Source organism: Streptomyces sp. NPDC005281, assembly GCF_040607495.1.
GTDB lineage: Bacteria > Actinomycetota > Actinomycetes > Streptomycetales > Streptomycetaceae > Streptomyces.
The window spans coordinates 78,327-95,545 of record NZ_JBEXGX010000016.1; the positions used below are offsets into that span (position 1 = coordinate 78,327).

General features: G+C 72.3%; 13 protein-coding genes. 9 read left to right on the forward strand and 4 right to left on the reverse strand.

Annotated elements, in window-relative coordinates:
• The first annotated feature begins 219 nt into the window (after positions 1–219).
• Both ABZV42_RS22850 and ABZV42_RS22855 read left to right on the forward strand, forming a co-directional pair.
• Positions 220–1,209: a malate dehydrogenase gene (locus ABZV42_RS22850; protein ID WP_355976028.1), complete on the forward strand. Its 990-nt coding sequence runs from the start codon at positions 220–222 to the stop codon at positions 1,207–1,209.
• 318 nt (positions 1,210–1,527) lie between these two features.
• A complete protein-coding gene (locus ABZV42_RS22855; RefSeq protein WP_355976025.1) occupies positions 1,528–2,550 on the forward strand; it encodes a hypothetical protein in 1,023 nt (340 codons plus the stop codon).
• Positions 2,551–2,562: 12 nt separating this feature from the next.
• Here the strand turns inward: ABZV42_RS22855 and ABZV42_RS22860 are convergent, their stop codons facing one another.
• Complete coding sequence (locus ABZV42_RS22860) at positions 2,563–3,492, reverse strand: helix-turn-helix domain-containing GNAT family N-acetyltransferase (protein ID WP_356053331.1); 930 nt, start codon at positions 3,490–3,492, stop codon at positions 2,563–2,565.
• A gap of 228 nt (positions 3,493–3,720) precedes the next feature.
• On the opposite strand from ABZV42_RS22860, the gene ABZV42_RS22865 reads away from it, so the two are divergent.
• From ABZV42_RS22865 to ABZV42_RS22885, 5 genes are read left to right on the forward strand one after another with little or no spacing between them, the layout of a single operon-like run.
• Entirely contained in the window at positions 3,721–5,268 is a 1,548-nt protein-coding gene (locus tag ABZV42_RS22865) for an aldehyde dehydrogenase family protein (RefSeq protein ID WP_356053333.1), read from the forward strand.
• A 58-nt stretch (positions 5,269–5,326) separates the two neighbouring features.
• Positions 5,327–6,859, forward strand: coding sequence for a GMC oxidoreductase (locus ABZV42_RS22870; RefSeq protein WP_356053335.1), 1,533 nt, complete (start codon positions 5,327–5,329; stop codon positions 6,857–6,859).
• Positions 6,856–7,983, forward strand: a complete 1,128-nt coding sequence (locus tag ABZV42_RS22875; protein ID WP_356053336.1) for a glycine betaine/L-proline ABC transporter ATP-binding protein — start codon at positions 6,856–6,858, stop codon at positions 7,981–7,983. Before ABZV42_RS22870 ends, ABZV42_RS22875 begins: the two co-directional genes overlap by 4 nt.
• Positions 7,983–9,932, forward strand: coding sequence for an ABC transporter permease subunit (locus ABZV42_RS22880; protein WP_356053338.1), 1,950 nt, complete (start codon positions 7,983–7,985; stop codon positions 9,930–9,932). Before ABZV42_RS22875 ends, ABZV42_RS22880 begins: the two co-directional genes overlap by 1 nt.
• Before the next feature lies 1 nt (position 9,933).
• On the forward strand, positions 9,934–10,893 hold the full coding sequence (locus ABZV42_RS22885) for an ABC transporter substrate-binding protein (RefSeq protein ID WP_355976007.1): 960 nt from the start codon (positions 9,934–9,936) through the stop codon (positions 10,891–10,893).
• 105 nt (positions 10,894–10,998) lie between these two features.
• Here the strand turns inward: ABZV42_RS22885 and ABZV42_RS22890 are convergent, their stop codons facing one another.
• A complete protein-coding gene (locus ABZV42_RS22890) occupies positions 10,999–11,601 on the reverse strand; it encodes a carboxymuconolactone decarboxylase family protein (protein WP_356053340.1) in 603 nt (200 codons plus the stop codon).
• 47 nt (positions 11,602–11,648) lie between these two features.
• Between ABZV42_RS22890 and ABZV42_RS22895 the strand changes: the two genes are divergently transcribed.
• Positions 11,649–13,040, forward strand: a complete 1,392-nt coding sequence (locus ABZV42_RS22895; protein ID WP_356053342.1) for a PLP-dependent aminotransferase family protein — start codon at positions 11,649–11,651, stop codon at positions 13,038–13,040.
• 65 nt (positions 13,041–13,105) lie between these two features.
• Here ABZV42_RS22895 and ABZV42_RS22900 read toward each other — a convergent pair whose 3' ends face one another.
• Positions 13,106–13,978, reverse strand: a complete 873-nt coding sequence (locus ABZV42_RS22900; protein ID WP_355976163.1) for a hypothetical protein — start codon at positions 13,976–13,978, stop codon at positions 13,106–13,108.
• 129 nt (positions 13,979–14,107) lie between these two features.
• Positions 14,108–15,322, reverse strand: coding sequence for an ornithine--oxo-acid transaminase (gene rocD / locus ABZV42_RS22905; RefSeq protein WP_355976161.1), 1,215 nt, complete (start codon positions 15,320–15,322; stop codon positions 14,108–14,110).
• Positions 15,323–15,639: 317 nt separating this feature from the next.
• On the opposite strand from rocD, the gene ABZV42_RS22910 reads away from it, so the two are divergent.
• On the forward strand, positions 15,640–17,085 hold the full coding sequence (locus ABZV42_RS22910) for a glycine hydroxymethyltransferase (RefSeq protein ID WP_355976001.1): 1,446 nt from the start codon (positions 15,640–15,642) through the stop codon (positions 17,083–17,085).
• Positions 17,086–17,219 lie beyond the last annotated feature (134 nt).

The window sequence follows — 17,219 nt, forward strand, 5'->3', positions numbered from 1 at the left end:
GCGACCGCCCACCCGGGGGATCCGCGGGGCATCTGTGGGGTGGGCCACACGGACCCTGACGTCCGGCGTCCCGGATGCGCGATAGCCTGGCGGCGGATCTCTCTTGACGCCGAGAGATCGATCATCGGAACCTTTGATCGATCATTGCGGTGGTTGCAGGGGACGATCCTGCACCCGGGGCAGGGACGCCCCACCGCCAGCTGTCATACGGAGAACGCCATGACTCGCACTCCCGTGAACGTCACCGTCACCGGCGCGGCCGGCCAGATCGGTTACGCCCTGCTCTTCCGCATCGCCTCCGGCCAGTTGCTCGGCGCGGACGTGCCGGTCAAGTTGCGCCTCCTGGAGATCACGCCGGCGCTGAAGGCCGCCGAGGGCACCGCCATGGAGCTCGACGACTGCGCCTTCCCGCTCCTTCAGGGCATCGACATCACGGACGACCCGAACGTCGCCTTCGACGGCACCAACGTCGGTCTGCTCGTCGGCGCCCGCCCCCGCACCAAGGGCATGGAGCGCGGCGACCTGCTCTCGGCCAACGGCGGCATCTTCAAGCCGCAGGGCAAGGCCATCAACGACAACGCCGCGGACGACGTCAAGATCCTGGTCGTCGGTAACCCGGCGAACACGAACGCGCTGATCGCCCAGGCCGCCGCTCCGGACGTACCCGCCGAGCGCTTCACCGCGATGACCCGTCTGGACCACAACCGCGCGCTGACCCAGCTCGCGAAGAAGACGGGCACCACGGTCGCCGACATCCAGCGTCTGACCATCTGGGGCAACCACTCGGCCACCCAGTACCCCGACATCTTCCACGCCTCGGTCGCCGGCAAGAACGCCGCCGAGGTCGTGAACGACGAGAAGTGGCTGGCCGAGGAGTTCATCCCGACCGTCGCCAAGCGTGGCGCGGCGATCATCGAGGCCCGTGGCGCGTCCTCGGCCGCCTCGGCCGCCAACGCCGCCATCGACCACGTCCACACCTGGGTCAACGGCACGGCGGACGGCGACTGGACCTCCATGGGTATCCCGTCGGACGGTTCGTACGGTGTGCCGGAGGGCCTCATCTCCTCCTTCCCCGTCACCACGAAGGACGGCCGCTACGAGATCGTCCAGGGCCTGGACATCAACGAGTTCTCCCGCAGCCGCATCGATGCCTCCGTGAAGGAGCTCGAGGAGGAGCGCGAGGCGGTCCGCGCCCTCGGCCTGATCTGATCCGACGCGAACCGAGTTGAGCTGAGCCGGACCGCTGTCCGGCCGGCTGCGCTCGGCGGCGTTCGTTCCGCAGCAGTACCGGCGATGCCCGGGTGGTGAACACCACCCGGGCATCGGTGTGTTCGGGGCATTGGGCGTATGGAAAGTACGTAGCGAACGTATGTGCTTTGTCGCCATAAAGAGGGGTGCCGATGGCGGAATCCTCACTATCGTCGTTACGTACGGTCCGCCGGGGGGCGGGGCAGGGCAGGGGTTCGGCGGGAAACGTGCCGAGATCGGGGCGTCGGGTGGGGCCGACGGGGAGCGGGGGGTGACGGGATGGCGCAGCGATGGGACGCGGACCGGCGGCAATGGGTCGACGACGGTACGGGCCTGCCGGACGGTGGAGTTCAGGACGGTGCGGACGCCGGCGGAGTTCCGCCGGCCGGGGATCAGCAGTGGTGGGCGGCGGCCACCCAGGCGGGTCCGCCGCGGCCTGACGTCCATCCGCCCGCGGGCGCGGCGCCGCCACATCCGCCGCAGCCGCCGCAACACCATCAGCAGCAGTGGGCCCAGTCGCAGCAGCAGGCCCAGGCCGCCTGGTCGCACCAGCAGTCGCAGCCGCAGACGTGGCCCGGCGGTTTCGTGCCGCCGGGTGGCGGTGGCCGGCCGCCGGGGTCCGGTGACTCGCGGCGGCTGATTCTGGTGATCGTGGCCGTGGCCGTCCTCGCGGGCGGTGTGGGCGGCGGACTCTGGGCGATTACCCGGGGCGACTCGACGAGGCATCCGGACGCGCACGCGTCCAGTCCCTCGGTCACCGTCCCGGCGACCCAGCCCGGGGTGATCCCGGGCACCTCGAACACCTCCGGCGGTGAGGGCACGTACACCGCTCCGGCCGTGACCACCGCACCGGCGCCGGCTCCCGGGTACAGCCGCTCGGTCGATCCGGTCGGCTACACCGTGGACGTGCCGGCCGGCTGGGGGCGTGAGGAGAAGCAGGGCAAGTTGGCGCCCGTCGTCACGTACACGGCACCCGGCGGTGACCGCAGCCTCCTGGTGTTCGAGATCAAGGAGGACTCCGTGTCGGAGTCCTCGGCGCAGGCCCAGTCCATCGCGGAGGGAGCCCGGGGCTACCAGTACCTGGACCGGCGGAGCGGCGCAGACTGGACGGAGTTCAGCTACCGCTACGACAGCAAGGAGAAGGGGCCCACCCAGAACATCGACCACCGTTTCCAGGCCGCCGACGGTACGCCGTACGCCATCGTCGCCAGCAGCCCACCGGGCACGGACATGACCGAGCAGCTCACGACAGCCGTGAACTCCTTCTGCCCGACCGGGTCCGCCTGCGCGAACCTCACCTGAGAAGCGGGACGCCTACCGCGCGGGCGGTTCCTGCGTGGTGCCGGGCAGCCGCTTCTCGAACCAGTGCGCCGCGTACACGTTGTCGTCGTACCGCGGGATCTCCGTGTATCCGCACGCCCGGTACATCCGCTGGGCCTCGGTGAGCGCGGAGTGCGTGTCGAGTCGTACGACGCTGAACCCGCGCTCCGCGGCCCGCTGTTCGAGTCCGTCGAGGATGCGGCGTCCGAGGCCGAGCCGACGGGCCCCGGCGTCCACCCAGACATGGCGGATCTCGCCCGCCCGGGGACCCAGACGCCGCAGCGCGCCGCAGCCCACGGGCCGGCCCTCCTCGTAGGCGACGAGGAAGGCGCCCGCGTCGCCCGACACCTCGTGGGGCCGGACGAGGGTGGCGGGGTCGAAGCCCTCGGGGAACCGTTCGTCGATGTCGGCGGCGTACGCGTCCAGGCAGGCGCGGGCGTCGGGGGAGGCGCCGTCGACGGTCTCGACGGTGATCGTGGCGAGCCGGAGCAGCCGGTGCGCCGTGTCCAGGGCCGCGGTCAGCTCCGCCCGGTGGTGCGGGCCGAGACCGCTGAGCAGCCCTTCGGCCAGCGTGTCGGCCAGCCGGTTCTGCTCCTTGATCTCGGCCTGCCCGGCGGCCGTGAGCCCGGCGACCCGCAGTCTGGTGTCACCGGGGTGGACGCTCGTCCGGACGAGGCCCTGGCTCTCAAGGGCCCGCACCATCCGGCTCAAGTACCCGGCGTCCAGGCCGAGTCGGGCCCGGAGCTCGCGCAGTGAGGCTCCCGCCCCGCCGATCTCGAACAGCAGCCGGGCCTCGCCGAGCGGGCGGTCCTGGCCGAGGTAGTGGTCGTCGAGGGCTCCGATGCGCCGCGTGAAGTAGCGGTTGAACCGCCGCAGCGCCGTCACCTGGTCCGTGGTCTCCGAGTCCGTCGGCACCGGCTCCATCTTCTTTCGATCCCACGCCTGCCGCCTTTTCCTTTGACTTTAGTCAAAGGAAAAGGGGCTGTCCATCGCCCGCCCTCGTCCCTTTTCGGATGATTTATCAGTGACCCGGCGCACTTCGGGTGACGGCCGCGCATGTGGCGGGGGCCGAGGGGCAGGTGCTTACAGCTCACGGGGGCGACACCCCCGTGACACAGGGGGATCGAACAGGAACGGAAGGCAACACCGACCATGGCAGGACAGCAGGCGGAACAGCAGGCGCGGCAGCAGGCGGAACAGCGGGTGGAGCAGACCATCCACGTGGGCGGCGAGTGGCGTGCGGCGCTCTCCGGAGCGACACGCGAGATCCTCGACCCCGCCGATGCCGAGCCCTTCGCCGTGGTCGCGGAGGGGGACGAGAAGGACGCGGACCTCGCTGTCGCCGCCGCGCGCCGCGCCTTCGACGAGGGACCCTGGCCGCACACCCCCGTCACCGAGCGCGCCGCCCTGCTGCGTCGCGTGGCCGGCCTCCTGGTCCGTGACCGCGAGGCGCTCGGGCTGCTCGAAAGCCGTGACGCGGGAAAGACGCTGGAGGAGGGGCGCGTCGACATCGACTGTGTCGCCGACGCCTTCCGCTACTTCGCCGACCTCGTGGTGGGGGAGGGCGGCGGGCGGGTCGTGGACGCCGGTTCGGCCGATGTCCACAGCGTGGTCGTGCACGAGCCCGTCGGCGTGTGCGCCCTGATCACCCCCTGGAACTACCCGCTGCTGCAAGCCAGTTGGAAGATCGCCCCGGCCCTCGCCGCCGGCAACACCTTTGTCGTCAAGCCGAGCGAGATCACCCCGCTGACGACCGTCGCCCTGCTCCGGCTGCTGGCCGAGGCGGGCCTCCCCGACGGTGTCGCGGGTCTCGTCACCGGCCCGGGACACACCGTCGGCGCCCGCCTCGCCGAGCACCCCGACGTCGACCTCGTCTCCTTCACCGGCGGCCTGGCCAGCGGTACGAAGGTGGCGCGCGCCGCCGCCGACACGGTCAAGAAGGTCGCGCTCGAACTCGGCGGCAAGAACCCCAACGTCGTCTTCGCCGACGCCTGCGCCACCGAGGAGGGTTTCGACACCGCCGTCGACCAGGCCCTCAACGCCGCCTTCATCCACAGCGGTCAGGTCTGTTCGGCCGGTTCCCGGCTCATCGTCGAGGAGTCGGTGCGCGAACGCTTCGTCGCCGAACTCGCCCGCAGGGCAGGCGCGATCCGGCTCGGCCGCGGCACCGGGGACGGCGTCGAGTGCGGGCCGCTGGTCTCCGAGGCACAGCGCGCGAAGACCGAGGCGTACGTCGCCTCCGCGCTGGCCGAGGGCGCGGTCCTGCGGGCCGGCGGCAAGCGGCCCGAACCGTCCGAAGTCCGGCCAGCCACGGGCTACTTCTACGAGCCGACCGTGCTCGACCAGTGCCACCGCGGGATGCGGGTCGTGCGCGAGGAGGTCTTCGGGCCCGTCCTGACCGTGGAGACGTTCGCCACCGAGGACGAGGCCGTCGCGCTCGCCAACGACACCGAGTACGGGCTCGCGGGCGCCGTCTGGACCACCGACGCCGGCCGTGCCCGCCGTGTCGCGGGGCGGCTGCGCCACGGCACCGTCTGGATCAACGACTTCCACCCCTACCTCCCGCAGGCGGAGTGGGGCGGCTTCGGCCGCAGCGGCGTCGGGCGCGAACTGGGCCCCGCCGGGCTCGCCGAGTACCGCGAGAGCAAGCACATCTACCAGAACCTCGCTCCGAAGCCTGTCCGCTGGTTCACCGGCTGACCCACTCCGGCACCCGGCAAACACCCCCACTTTCCAAGGCCTTTGGGAGCACCCCTTCATGTCCCAGCACGAGAACACGTATGACTACGTCGTCATCGGCGGCGGTACGGCGGGCTCCGTGATCGCGTCACGCCTCACCGAGAACCCGGATGTCACGGTCGCCGTCATCGAGGGCGGCCCCAGCGACGTGGGGCGCGAGGACGTCCTCACCCTGCGCCGCTGGATGGGCCTGCTCGGCGGGGAGCTCGACTACGACTACCCGACCACCGAGCAGCCACGCGGCAACTCGCACATCCGGCACAGCCGCGCCCGGGTGCTCGGCGGCTGCTCGTCGCACAACACGCTGATCGCGTTCAAGCCGCTGCCGTCCGACTGGGACGAGTGGGAGGCGGCCGGCGCCAAGGGCTGGGGCGCGGTGCCGATGGAGGAGTACTACGCGCGGCTCCTGAACAACATCGTCCCCGTCGACGAGAAGGACCGGAACGCCATCGCGAGGGACTTCGTGGCCGCCGCCCGGTCCGCCCTCGACGTGCCGCTGGTGGAGGGCTTCAACCGGCAGCCGTTCACGGAGGGCGCCGGCTTCTTCGACCTCGCCTATCACCCCGAGGACAACAAGCGGTCGAGTGCCTCGGTCGCCTATCTGCACCCGGTGATGGACGAGCGGCTCAACCTGACGCTCCTGCTGGAGACTTGGGCGTACAAGCTGGAACTCGACGGCAAGCGCGTCACCGGCGTGCACGTCCGCACGAAGGGCGACGAGGAGGTTCTCGTCCGCGCGCGCCGCGAGGTGCTGCTGTGCGCGGGCGCCGTCGACTCGCCGCGGCTGCTGCTGCACTCCGGCATCGGGCCCGCCGGTGACCTGGAGGAGCTGGACATCCCCGTCGTGCACGATCTGCCGGGCGTCGGCGAGAACCTGCTCGACCACCCCGAGTCGGTGATCGTCTGGGAGACGAACGGACCGATCCCGGAGAACTCCGCGATGGACTCCGACGCGGGCCTGTTCGTGCGCCGTGACCCCGAACAGCCGGGCCCCGACCTGATGTTCCACTTCTACCAGATCCCCTTCACGGACAATCCGGAGCGCATCGGCTACGAACGTCCCGCGCACGGAGTCTCGATGACCCCCAACATCCCCAAGCCGCGCAGCCGCGGCCGTCTTTACCTCACCAGCGCCGATCCGGCCGTCAAACCCGCCCTCGACTTCCGGTACTTCACGGACGAGGACGACTATGACGGCCGGACCCTCGTCGACGGCATCAAGATCGCCCGTGAGATCGCCGAGGCCGAACCGCTCGCCGGGTGGCTCAAGCGCGAGGTGTGCCCCGGGCCCGCCGTCACCGGCGACGAGGAACTCAGCGCGTACGCACGGCAGGTCGCCCACACCGTGTACCACCCGGCGGGCACCTGCCGCATCGGCGGACTCTCCGACGAACGCGCCGTGGTGGATCCAGAACTGCGCGTCCGCGGCCTCGAAGGCATCCGGATCGCCGACGCCTCCGTGTTCCCGGCCATGCCCGCGGTCAACCCGATGATCGGGGTGCTCATGGTGGGCGAGAAGGCCGCCGACCTGATCGGGGGCGACGCGCGATGAACACGCCCACAGGCGCCGAGAGCGCCACGCCCACGCCCTCCGAGGGCCCCTCGCCCACCGGCGCCGAGAGCCCCACGCCCGCGGCCGGCACCGTCTTCTCCGTGCGCGGCCTGTGGAAGGTGTTCGGTCCGAAGGCCGACCGCGTCCCCGGCGACCCCGAACTCGCCGCCCTCGACGCCGCCGGGCTGCGTGAGGCCACCGGCTGCACCGCCGCCGTACGCGACGTCGGCTTCGACGTGCGCAAGGGCGAGGTCTTCGTCGTCATGGGCCTGTCCGGTTCGGGCAAGTCCACCCTCGTGCGCTGCCTGACCCGGCTGATCGAACCCACCTCGGGCAGCCTCGCGATCGACGGCGAGGACGTCCTCGCGATGGACAAGGGCCGGTTGCGCGAACTGCGCCGCCACCGGGCCGCCATGGTCTTCCAGCACTTCGGCCTGCTGCCGCACCGCACGGTCCTCGACAACGTCGCCTACGGCCTGGAGATCCAGGGCGTCCCGCGCGGAGAACGCCGGGCGAAGGCCGCCGAGGTCGTCGCCAAGGTCGGCCTGGAAGGCCTGGAGCAGCGCAGGCCGGCAGAGCTCTCCGGCGGTCAGCAGCAGCGCGTAGGACTGGCCCGGGCGCTCGCCGTCGACCCCGAAGTCCTGCTCTTCGACGAGCCGTTCAGCGCGCTCGACCCGATGATCCGGCGGGACATGCAGGAAGAGGTCGTCCGGCTGCACCGCGAGGAGGGCCGCACGATGGTCTTCATCACCCACGACCTGACCGAGGCCCTGCGCCTCGGCGACCGCATCGCCCTGATGCGCGACGGCCGGATCGTCCAGCTCGGCACCCCCGAGGAGATCGTCGGCTCCCCGGCCGACGACTACGTACGCGAGTTCGTCCGGGACGTGCCCCGGGAACAGGTCATGACGGTCCGCACGGCCATGCGGGCCGGGGACTGCGGCCGCCCGGACCACCCCGGCGCGCTCGCCCCCGGCACGGTGGTCGCCGACGCCATCAAGGCCGTCGCCCGCTCGGGCCGGCCCGCCTGCGTCGTGGCCGACGGCCGATGCCTCGGCGTCGTCGACCACGAGCGGCTGCTCCTGGTCGTCGCCGGCCCGGACGTCACCGAGGAGGCGTCGTGATGGCAGTGGTCACCGCAGCCGCTCCCCGTACGGCCCTGCCCGGCCGCCTCAGGCGTCCGGCCGTGGGCAAGCTCGCGCTGCTCGCCCTCGTCGCCGCGGTGCTCGTGCCCCTCGCCGAGGCCCACTGGCCCGGCGGCAGTTGGCCGGGCGCCCTGACCGTCGACCTGACCGGGCCGCTCGGGCGGGTCGGCGACTGGATCATCGACAACCGCGACAGCCACCCGCTGTTCCTGTACTTCTTCGGCTACGTCAGCAACGCCGTGGTCCTGTCCGTACGCGCCGTCTATCTGCTGCTTCTCGCGGCCGGCTGGGCCGGAGTGACGGCCCTGGCCGCCCTCGTGGCCTGGCGGGCCGCCGGAGTACGCCAGGCTCTCGGCACCGGCGCCGCGTTCCTCGTCTGCGGACTGCTCGGCATGTGGGTGCCCACCATGCAGACGCTGGCGGTCATGGTGGTCGCCGTCCTCGCCTCCGTCGTGCTGGGCCTGCTGCTCGGCCTCGCCGCCGGGCTCTCCGAACGCACCCACCGCGCGCTGCGCCCCGTACTGGACACCATGCAGGTGCTTCCGGCGTTCGCGTATCTGCTGCCCGTCGTGCTGGTCTTCGGCATCGGCGTTCCCGCGGCCGTGCTCGCCACCGTCGTCTACGCGGCCCCGCCCATGGCCCGCCTCACCGCGCTCGGCCTGCGTGACGCGGACGAAGGTGTGATGGAGGCCGTCGCCTCGCTCGGTGCCACCGCCCGCCAGCGCCTGTTCACCGCCCGCCTTCCGCTGGCCCGCAAGGAACTCCTCCTCGGTCTCAACCAGACGATCATGATGGCGCTGTCCATGGCCGTCATCGCCTCCGTGATCGGCGCCGGTGGTCTCGGCGACCGCGTCTACCAGGCCCTCGCCTCCGTGGACGTGGGCGCCGCGCTGGCCGCCGGCATTCCGATCGTGCTCCTCGCGGTCGTCCTCGACCGGGTCACGGCCGCCGCCGGCGGCCGCGTCGGAGCGCCCCGCGAGAACACTCCCGGGCTGTACACGGCACTCGCCGCCCTGGCCGTCCCGGCCGTCGCCGTCGCCGGACACCTCGCGGGCCGGCCGGAATGGCCCGACGCGTGGGCGGTGAACATCGCCGGCCCGGTGAACACGGCCGTCGACTGGATGACCGGCCACCTCTACTCGGGCGTCCCGTACATCGGCGGCACCGCCGACTGGGCGGGCCGCTTCACCACCTGGGTCCTCGACCCGCTCCGGGACGGACTCCAGTGGCTGCCCTGGTGGGCGGTGCTGCTGACCGTCGCCGCCCTGGCCTGGCTGATCGGCACCTGGCGCACCGCCCTGACCGCCGTCCTAGCCATGGCCGCGATCGGTGTGCTGGGCGAGTGGGAGCCGTCCCTGGACACGCTCTCCCAGGTGCTCGCGGCGGTCGCCGTGACCCTGGTGCTCGGCTTCGCCACCGGGATCGCGGCCGCGCGCAGCGAACGGTTCGAGCGCCTGCTCAGGCCCGTCCTCGACGTGTTCCAGACCATGCCGCAGTTCGTGTACCTGATCCCCGTGGTCGCGCTGTTCGGAGTCGGCCGCGCCCCCGCCGTCGCCGCCGCGGTCGTCTACGCGCTGCCCGCCGTGGTCCGCATCACCACCCAGGGGCTGCGCGCCGTCGACCCGGCCGCACTGGAGTCGGCCCGTTCCCTCGGTGCCACGGCCGGGCAGCAACTGCGCCAGGTCCAGCTGCCGTTGGCGCGGCCCGCGCTGCTGCTGGCCGTCAACCAGGGCGTCGTCCTGGTCCTCGCCGTCGTCATCATCGGCGGCCTGGTCGGCGGGGGCGCGCTCGGCTACGACGTCGTGTTCGGCCTCGCCCAGGGCGATCTGGCCACCGGACTGGTCGCGGGCGCCGCGATCGTCTGCCTCGGACTGATGCTCGACCGGGTGACCCAGCCGACCGGGCGCCGCGCGAAGAAGGGAGCGTGACATGCGACTTCGTACGACATTCGCGGTGGCCGGCGCTTCGGCCCTGCTGCTGCTCACCGGCTGCGGCGCCGCCGACATGACCAAGCAGGCCTCGCCCTTCGCGAACGCCCAGGGCGCGAAGACGGTGACCCTGTCCGTGCAGTCCTGGGTCGGCGCCCAGTCCAACGTGGCCGTGGCGCAGTACCTCCTCGAACACAAGATGGGCTATCGCGTCGACACCGTGCAGGTCGACGAGGTGCCCGCCTGGGACGCGCTCAGTCAGGGCCGCGTCGACGCCATCCTGGAGGACTGGGGCCACCCCGACCAGGAGAAGCGGTACGTCCAGGACAAGAAGACGATCGCGCCCGGCGGGGACCTGGGCGTGACCGGGCACATCGGCTGGTACGTGCCGACGTACTTCGCCAAGCAGCACCCCGACGTCACGAACTGGAAGAACCTCGACAAGTACGCCGACCGCATGCGCACGCCCGAGAGCGGCGGCAAGGGACAGCTCCTCGACGGCTCCCCCTCGTACGTCACCAACGACAAGGCGCTGGTGGACAACCTGCACCTGAACTACCAGGTGGTGTTCGCCGGTTCGGAGGCCGCGCAGATCACGCAGATGAAGCAGTTCGCGAAGGAGGAGAAGCCCTTCCTCACGTACTGGTACTCCCCGCAGTGGCTGTTCAAGAAGATCCCCATGACCGAGGTGAGACTGCCCGCCTACAAGGAGGGCTGCGACGCCGACGCGGCCAAGGTCGCCTGCGCCTACCCGCACACCCCGCTGAAGAAGTACCTGAACGCCGACTTCGCGCGGACCGGCGGCAGGGCGGCGGCCTTCCTGAAGAAGTTCAGGTGGACCACGGCGGACCAGAACGAGGTCTCCCTGATGATCGCCGACGACAAGCTGACCCCTCAGGAGGCGGCGAGGAAGTGGGTGGAGCGGCACCGGTCGACCTGGCGGGCGTGGCTGCCGTCGTGACCCGGCCACCGGGCCGGTCGCGGCCCTCGCGGGGCCACCGCGCCCCGGGGCCGGGCTGCACCGGCGCGGGGGCCGGGCTGCACCGGCGGATCGCCCGGCGAGCCGTTACTTGTGCCCGCCCGGCCGGTAGTGGCCCGGCACCATGCGGCAGGTGACGGCGAACCGGTTCCAGGCGTTGATCACCGTGATCGCGGCGATCAGCTGGACCAGGTCGGCCTCCTCGAAGTGCCGGGCGGCACGCTCGTACACCTCGTCCGGCACGAAGCCCTCCGTGATCACGGTGACGGCCTCGGTCAGCTCGATCGCCGCGATCTCCCGCTCGGTGTAGAAGTGCCGCGACTCCTCCCAGGCGCTGAGCTGAATGATCCGCTCCACGCTCTCGCCCGCCGCGAGCGCGTCCTTGGTGTGCATGTCCAGGCAGAACGCGCAGTGGTTGAGCTGCGAGGCGCGGATCTTCACCAGTTCGAGAAGCGTGGGGTCGACCCCGCGGCGGGCCGCCGCGTCGAGCCTGACCATCGCCTTGTAGACATCGGGGGCGAGCTCGGCCCACGGCAGCCGGGGCCTGTGCTCGGGCGCGTAGGGCGCGGCGCCGGCGGAAGCCGGGGAACCGGGACCGGCGGGGGCCGCCGGGGTGTGCCGCGCGGTCGTGTCCTGTGCGGTCGTGTCCTGTGTCGTCGTGTCCTGTGTGGTGGTCCCGTGCGTTGTCATGCGATCGACTCTACGAGGGGAGTAGCCCAGGAGTATGGTCCATTTCCATGGCGAAAACGTGGGCCACTCTGGGCGTCGACCTTCATGTCGAGCCGACCGGGTCCGGCATCCGCAAGGGGCTGACGGAGGCGCTGCGCGAGGCCGTCCGCGGCGGCCGACTGGCCCCCGGGACCCGTCTCCCGTCCTCCCGCTCGCTGGCCGCCGACCTCGGCGTCGCCCGTAACACGGTCGCCGATTCCTACGCCGACCTCGTCGCCGAGGGCTGGCTCACCGCGCGTCAGGGCTCGGGCACCCGGGTGGCGGAGCGGAGCGTCGTACGACCGGCGCCGGAGGCCGCGCCGCGTCGGCGCGAACAGGGCCGTCCGGCCTTCGACCTCACCCCCGGCCACCCCGATCTCGCGTCCTTCCCGAGGGCCGCCTGGCTCAAGGCGGCCCGCCGTGCCCTGGCCCGCGCCCCGCACGACGCCCTCGGCTACGGCGATCCGCGCGGTCGCCCCGAACTGCGCACCGCCCTCGCGGGCTATCTCTCCCGCGCCCGGGGCGTCCGCGCCGACCCGGAGCGCATCGTCGTCTGCTCGGGCTTCTCGGACGGACTCACACTGCTCGGCGTGATCCTGCGCCGGCGGGGACTGCGCTCGCTCGCCGTGGAGTCGTACGGGCTCGACACGCACTGGAACCTCCTGCACCGGGCGGGCCTGCGCACCACCCCCCTGCCGTTCGACGGACTCGGCACCGACACACGCGAGATGACGGGTGTACGAGCCGTACTCCTCACCCCCGCCCACCAGTTCCCGATGGGCGTGCCGCTGCACCCGGACCGCCGGGCCGCCGTCGTGGCCTGGGCCCGCCGTACCGGCGGCCTCGTCCTGGACGACGACTACGACGGCGAGTTCCGCTACGACCGGCAGCCCGTCGGCGCGTTGCAGGGCCTCGACCCCGACCACGTGGTCCATCTGGGCACCGCCAGCAAGTCCCTGGCGCCCGCGCTGCGCCTCGGCTGGCTGGTCCTGCCGCCGTCGCTCGTGGACGAGGTCGTCTCCCTGAAGGGGGAGGGCGGCTGGTCCACCGGGGTGCTCGACCAGCTGACCCTGGCGGAGTTCATCACCTCCGGCGCCTACGACCGCCACGTCCGCGCCGCCCGCCTGCGCTACCGGCGCCGCCGGGACGCTCTGATCGCCGCGCTCGCCGTCCACGCCCCCGACGTGCGCGCCACCGGCATCGCCGCCGGGCTGCACGCCGTGCTCCGGCTCCCGCCCGGCACCGAGGAGTCGGTCGTCCAGGCCGCCGCCTTCCAGCGCCTGGCCGTCCACGGCCTCGCCCGCCATCGCCACCCGGACGCGCTCACCCCGCGCCAGGACGCCCTGGTCGTCGGCTACGGCACCCCGCCGGACCACGCCTGGTCGGGCGCCCTGGACGCACTGTGCCGGGCGCTTCCCTGAGACGGGGTGCCTGAGCGCGGCCCTGATCGTGACGTGCGCCAGGTCGGCTCACCCTCGCGGCAGCTTCATGCCTTCCGTGACTCCTCGGCCGGCGCCCCGGACGAGGAAGGGGCGGCCGTCTCCGGCGCCTCGCCGAACCGCGCCAGCGCCAGGGCCCCCGCCACCGCCACCGCGAAACCGAGAACCGCCAGCCAGGCCAGCCCCTCGCGGGTACGGTCGCCCAGCCACACCACGCCGACCAGCGCGGGCCCGATGGTCTCCCCGATGACCAGCCCGGCGGTGGCCGTCGTCACCGAACCCCGCTCCAGGGCCGTGGTGAGCAGCAGGAACGCCGCACCGCCACCGATCAGCAGGGCGTACGTCGCCGGATTGGCCAGCAGCGTCCCCGGATCGAGGTCGGCGATCAGGCGCACCGCCACCTCGACCACCCCGAACCCGAACCCCGCCCCGAGACCCAGCGCGAGCGCCCGCCCCCGGTCGGGCAGCCGTCCGCCGGCGAGCCCCAGCGCCAGGACGGCCACGGACGTCCCGAGCATCGCGTACTTCAGCGCCAGGGACCCCGTACGGTCCCCCTCCGCCCCGGACGCCAGCCCGAGCATCGCGAGCCCGGCACACACCACCGCCACCGCGCTCCACTCGACCCGGCTCAGCCGGACATGGAGCAGCCGCGAGGCGACCACCGCGGTGACGGCCAGGCTCGCCGCGAGGGCCGCACCGACCGCGTAGATCGGGAGCGCCCGCAGCGCGACGATCTGGAGCAGGAACCCGACCCCGTCGAGGCCCAGTCCGGCCAGATAGCGCCACTGCCGCAGCGCCCGCAGCAGCAGTGCCGCCGCTCCGCCGGCCCCGCCGCCCGTCCCGCCCGCGGCCCGTGCGGCCATCGCCTGGAGAACCGTCGCCGTACCGAAACAGACCGACGCGCCAAGGGCGCACACCATTCCAAAGAGCACGAAGTGACTGTAGGGGACGGTGCGTCGCCGCAGGGCCGTCGCGGACCCGCCGTGCGGGATCCGGCCGGACGGGTCCGTCGCCCGCCGCGGCGTCGGACCGGCCCTGGTTGTACCGGCCTAGCCCCCCAGCACGATGCGCAGCTGGGCCAGGCCCCAGTCCAGGTCCTCCTCGGAGATGACCAGCGGCGGGGCGATCCGGACGGTGACGCCGTGGGTGTCCTTGACGAGGACGCCCCGTTCCATCAGCCTCTCCGAGACCTCCCGGCCCGTGCCGTGGACGGGGGCGATGTCGACGCCCGCCCACAGGCCGCGCCCGCGCACCGCCGTGACCTGGCCGGAGTCCTTCAGCAGGCCCAGTTCACGGTGCAGACGCTCACCGAGCTCGGCCGCCCGCCGCTGGTACTCGCCCGACCGCAGCATCGCGATCACCTCAAGCGCCACCGCGCAGGCCAGCGGATTCCCGCCGAAGGTCGACCCGTGCTCCCCGGGCCGGAACACCCCGAGCACCTTCGCGCTCGACACCACCGCCGACACCGGCACCACCCCGCCGCCGAGCGCCTTCCCGAGGACGTACATGTCCGGCACCACGCCCTCGTGCTCGCACGCGAACGTACGGCCGGTCCGCCCCAGCCCCGACTGGATCTCGTCCGCGACGAACAGCACGTCACGCTCCCGCGTCAGCTCCCGTACGCCCGGCAGATAGCCGGCCGGGGGCACCAGCACCCCCGCCTCCCCCTGGATCGGTTCGAGCAGCACGGCCACCGTGTTCTCCGTGACCGCCGCCCGCATGGCCGTCAGGTCCCCGTACGGCACGATCTCGAATCCCGGCGTGTACGGGCCGAAGTCGGCCCGCGCCTCCGCGTCCGTCGAGAAACTGATGACCGTCGTCGTACGCCCGTGGAAGTTGTTGCCCGCGACCACGATCTTCGCCATCTCGGCGGGGACGCCCTTGACCCGGTACCCCCACTTCCGGGCCGTCTTCACCGCCGTCTCCACCGCCTCCGCGCCGGTGTTCATCGGCAGCACCATCTCCATGCCGCACAGCTCCGCCAGCTCCCGGCAGAAGTCCGCGAACCGATCGTGGTGGAACGCGCGGGAGGTCAGCGTCACCCGGTCCAGCTGCGCCTTGGCCGCCTCGATCAGCCGCCGGTTGCCGTGGCCGAAGTTCAGCGCCGAGTATCCGGCCAGCAGGTCGAGGAAGCGGCGCCCCTCGACGTCCGTCATCCAGGCCCCGTCCGCCGTCGACACGACGACCGGCAGCGGGTGGTAGTTGTGCGCGCTGTGCGCGTCGGCCGAGGCGATGAACGCCTCCGTCGTCTCCCTGGCATCCATGGTGGTCACGGGATCTCCGTTCTCTGACGGGCTCATGGCCTATTTCCTACCGTCGCTCGCATGGTGGACCGGGGACCCCGGTGATCCGGCGCGCCCGGTAGGCTTCCCGGCGGGGCCGTGACTGGCGCGCTGGGATGGGACCGACCATCGGGGAGCGGCACCCGCGCTGTGGCTTTTCCCGGGGCGATCCCGGACCTCTGGACGGAGAGACAGGCCGTCCCGAGGAGCCCGGAGTGTCCGGGCGGGGAGCCGTGGCAACCGAGTGCCGTGCGCCTGGGCCGACCCGTGAACGCTGAACGCAACGTCCGGAGGCCGTCATGCCAGAGCCCCTTTCCACCGAGTCCACCGCCTTCCGCAGCGCCCTCGACGTGATCAGGGCCGTGGAGCCCCGCGTCGCCGACGCCATCGGCCAGGAAGTCGCCGACCAGCGCGACATGCTGAAGCTGATCGCCTCCGAGAACTACGCCTCCCCGGCCACCCTGCTGGCCATGGGCAACTGGTTCAGCGACAAGTACGCCGAGGGCACCATCGGGCGCCGCTTCTACGCCGGCTGCCGCAACGTCGACACCGTCGAGGCCCTCGCCGCCGAGCACGCCCGCGAGCTGTTCGGGGCCGAGCACGCCTACGCCCAGCCGCACTCCGGCATCGACGCCAACCTCGTCGCCTTCTGGGCCGTCCTCGCCGCTCGCGTCGAGGTTCCTGCCCTGGCCAAGGCCGGCGTTCGCAACGTCAACGACCTCTCCGAGGCCGACTGGGCCGAACTGCGCCAGGCCTTCGGCAACCAGCGCATGCTCGGCATGTCCCTGGACGCCGGCGGTCACCTCACCCACGGCTTCCGCCCGAACATCTCGGGCAAGATGTTCGACCAGCGCTCCTACGGCACCGACCCCGCCACCGGTCTCATCGACTACGAGGCCCTGCGCGCGTCCGCCCGCGAGTTCAAGCCGCTGATCATCGTCGCCGGGTACTCCGCCTACCCGCGTCTGGTGAACTTCCGGATCATGCGGGAGATCGCCGACGAGGTCGGCGCGACCCTGATGGTCGACATGGCCCACTTCGCGGGCCTCGTCGCGGGCAAGGTCCTCACCGGCGACTTCGACCCGGTCCCGCACGCCCAGATCGTCACCACCACCACGCACAAGTCGCTCCGCGGCCCGCGCGGCGGCATGGTCCTGTGCGACGAGACCCTCGCCGAGCAGGTCGACCGCGGCTGCCCGATGGTCCTCGGCGGCCCGCTCCCGCACGTCATGGCCGCCAAGGCCGTCGCGCTCGCCGAGGCGCGCCGCCCCGAGTTCCGCACCTACGCGCAGGCCGTCGTCGACAACTCCCGTGCCCTGGCCGAGGGCCTGATGCGCCGCGGCGCCACGCTGGTCACCGGCGGCACCGACAACCACCTCAACCTCATCGACGTCGCCTCCTCCTACGGCCTGACCGGCCGCCAGGCGGAGTCGGCCCTGCTCGACTCGGGCATCGTCACCAACCGCAACGCCATCCCCGCCGACCCCAACGGCGCCTGGTACACCTCGGGTATCCGCATCGGCACCCCCGCGCTGACCACGCGTGGTCTCGGCGCGACCGAGATGGACGAGATCGCCGGTCTCATCGACCGGGTCCTGACCGCCGCCGAGGCCGGGACCACCGCCAAGGGCGCCCCGTCCAAGGCCCAGCACGTCCTGGACGCGAAGATCTCCGACGAGATCGCCCACCGCGCCACCGACCTGCTGGCGCCGTTCCCGCTCTACCCGGAGATCGACCTCGGCTGAGGTACGACCTCGGCCGACGCGCGGCACCGGTTGTCGTGCGACACCGGACGTACGACACCTGCTGACGTACGGCGCCGGACCGCACCGGCGCCGTACCGCCGGTGTGGCACCGGCACCCGACCGGGCCGCGCACG

Coding starts and splice junctions, on each gene's coding strand:
- ABZV42_RS22910 (WP_355976001.1), top strand. CDS start 15,640: ATGCCAGAGCCCCTTTCCACCGAGTCCACCGCCTTCCGCAGCGCCCTC.
- ABZV42_RS22885 (WP_355976007.1), top strand. CDS start 9,934: ATGCGACTTCGTACGACATTCGCGGTGGCCGGCGCTTCGGCCCTGCTG.
- ABZV42_RS22855 (WP_355976025.1), top strand. CDS start 1,528: ATGGCGCAGCGATGGGACGCGGACCGGCGGCAATGGGTCGACGACGGT.
- ABZV42_RS22865 (WP_356053333.1), top strand. CDS start 3,721: ATGGCAGGACAGCAGGCGGAACAGCAGGCGCGGCAGCAGGCGGAACAG.
- ABZV42_RS22880 (WP_356053338.1), top strand. CDS start 7,983: ATGGCAGTGGTCACCGCAGCCGCTCCCCGTACGGCCCTGCCCGGCCGC.
- ABZV42_RS22895 (WP_356053342.1), top strand. CDS start 11,649: ATGGCGAAAACGTGGGCCACTCTGGGCGTCGACCTTCATGTCGAGCCG.
- rocD (WP_355976161.1), bottom strand. CDS start 15,322: ATGGATGCCAGGGAGACGACGGAGGCGTTCATCGCCTCGGCCGACGCG.
- ABZV42_RS22890 (WP_356053340.1), bottom strand. CDS start 11,601: ATGACAACGCACGGGACCACCACACAGGACACGACGACACAGGACACG.
- ABZV42_RS22900 (WP_355976163.1), bottom strand. CDS start 13,978: ATGGTGTGCGCCCTTGGCGCGTCGGTCTGTTTCGGTACGGCGACGGTT.
- ABZV42_RS22875 (WP_356053336.1), top strand. CDS start 6,856: ATGAACACGCCCACAGGCGCCGAGAGCGCCACGCCCACGCCCTCCGAG.
- ABZV42_RS22860 (WP_356053331.1), bottom strand. CDS start 3,492: ATGGAGCCGGTGCCGACGGACTCGGAGACCACGGACCAGGTGACGGCG.
- ABZV42_RS22870 (WP_356053335.1), top strand. CDS start 5,327: ATGTCCCAGCACGAGAACACGTATGACTACGTCGTCATCGGCGGCGGT.
- ABZV42_RS22850 (WP_355976028.1), top strand. CDS start 220: ATGACTCGCACTCCCGTGAACGTCACCGTCACCGGCGCGGCCGGCCAG.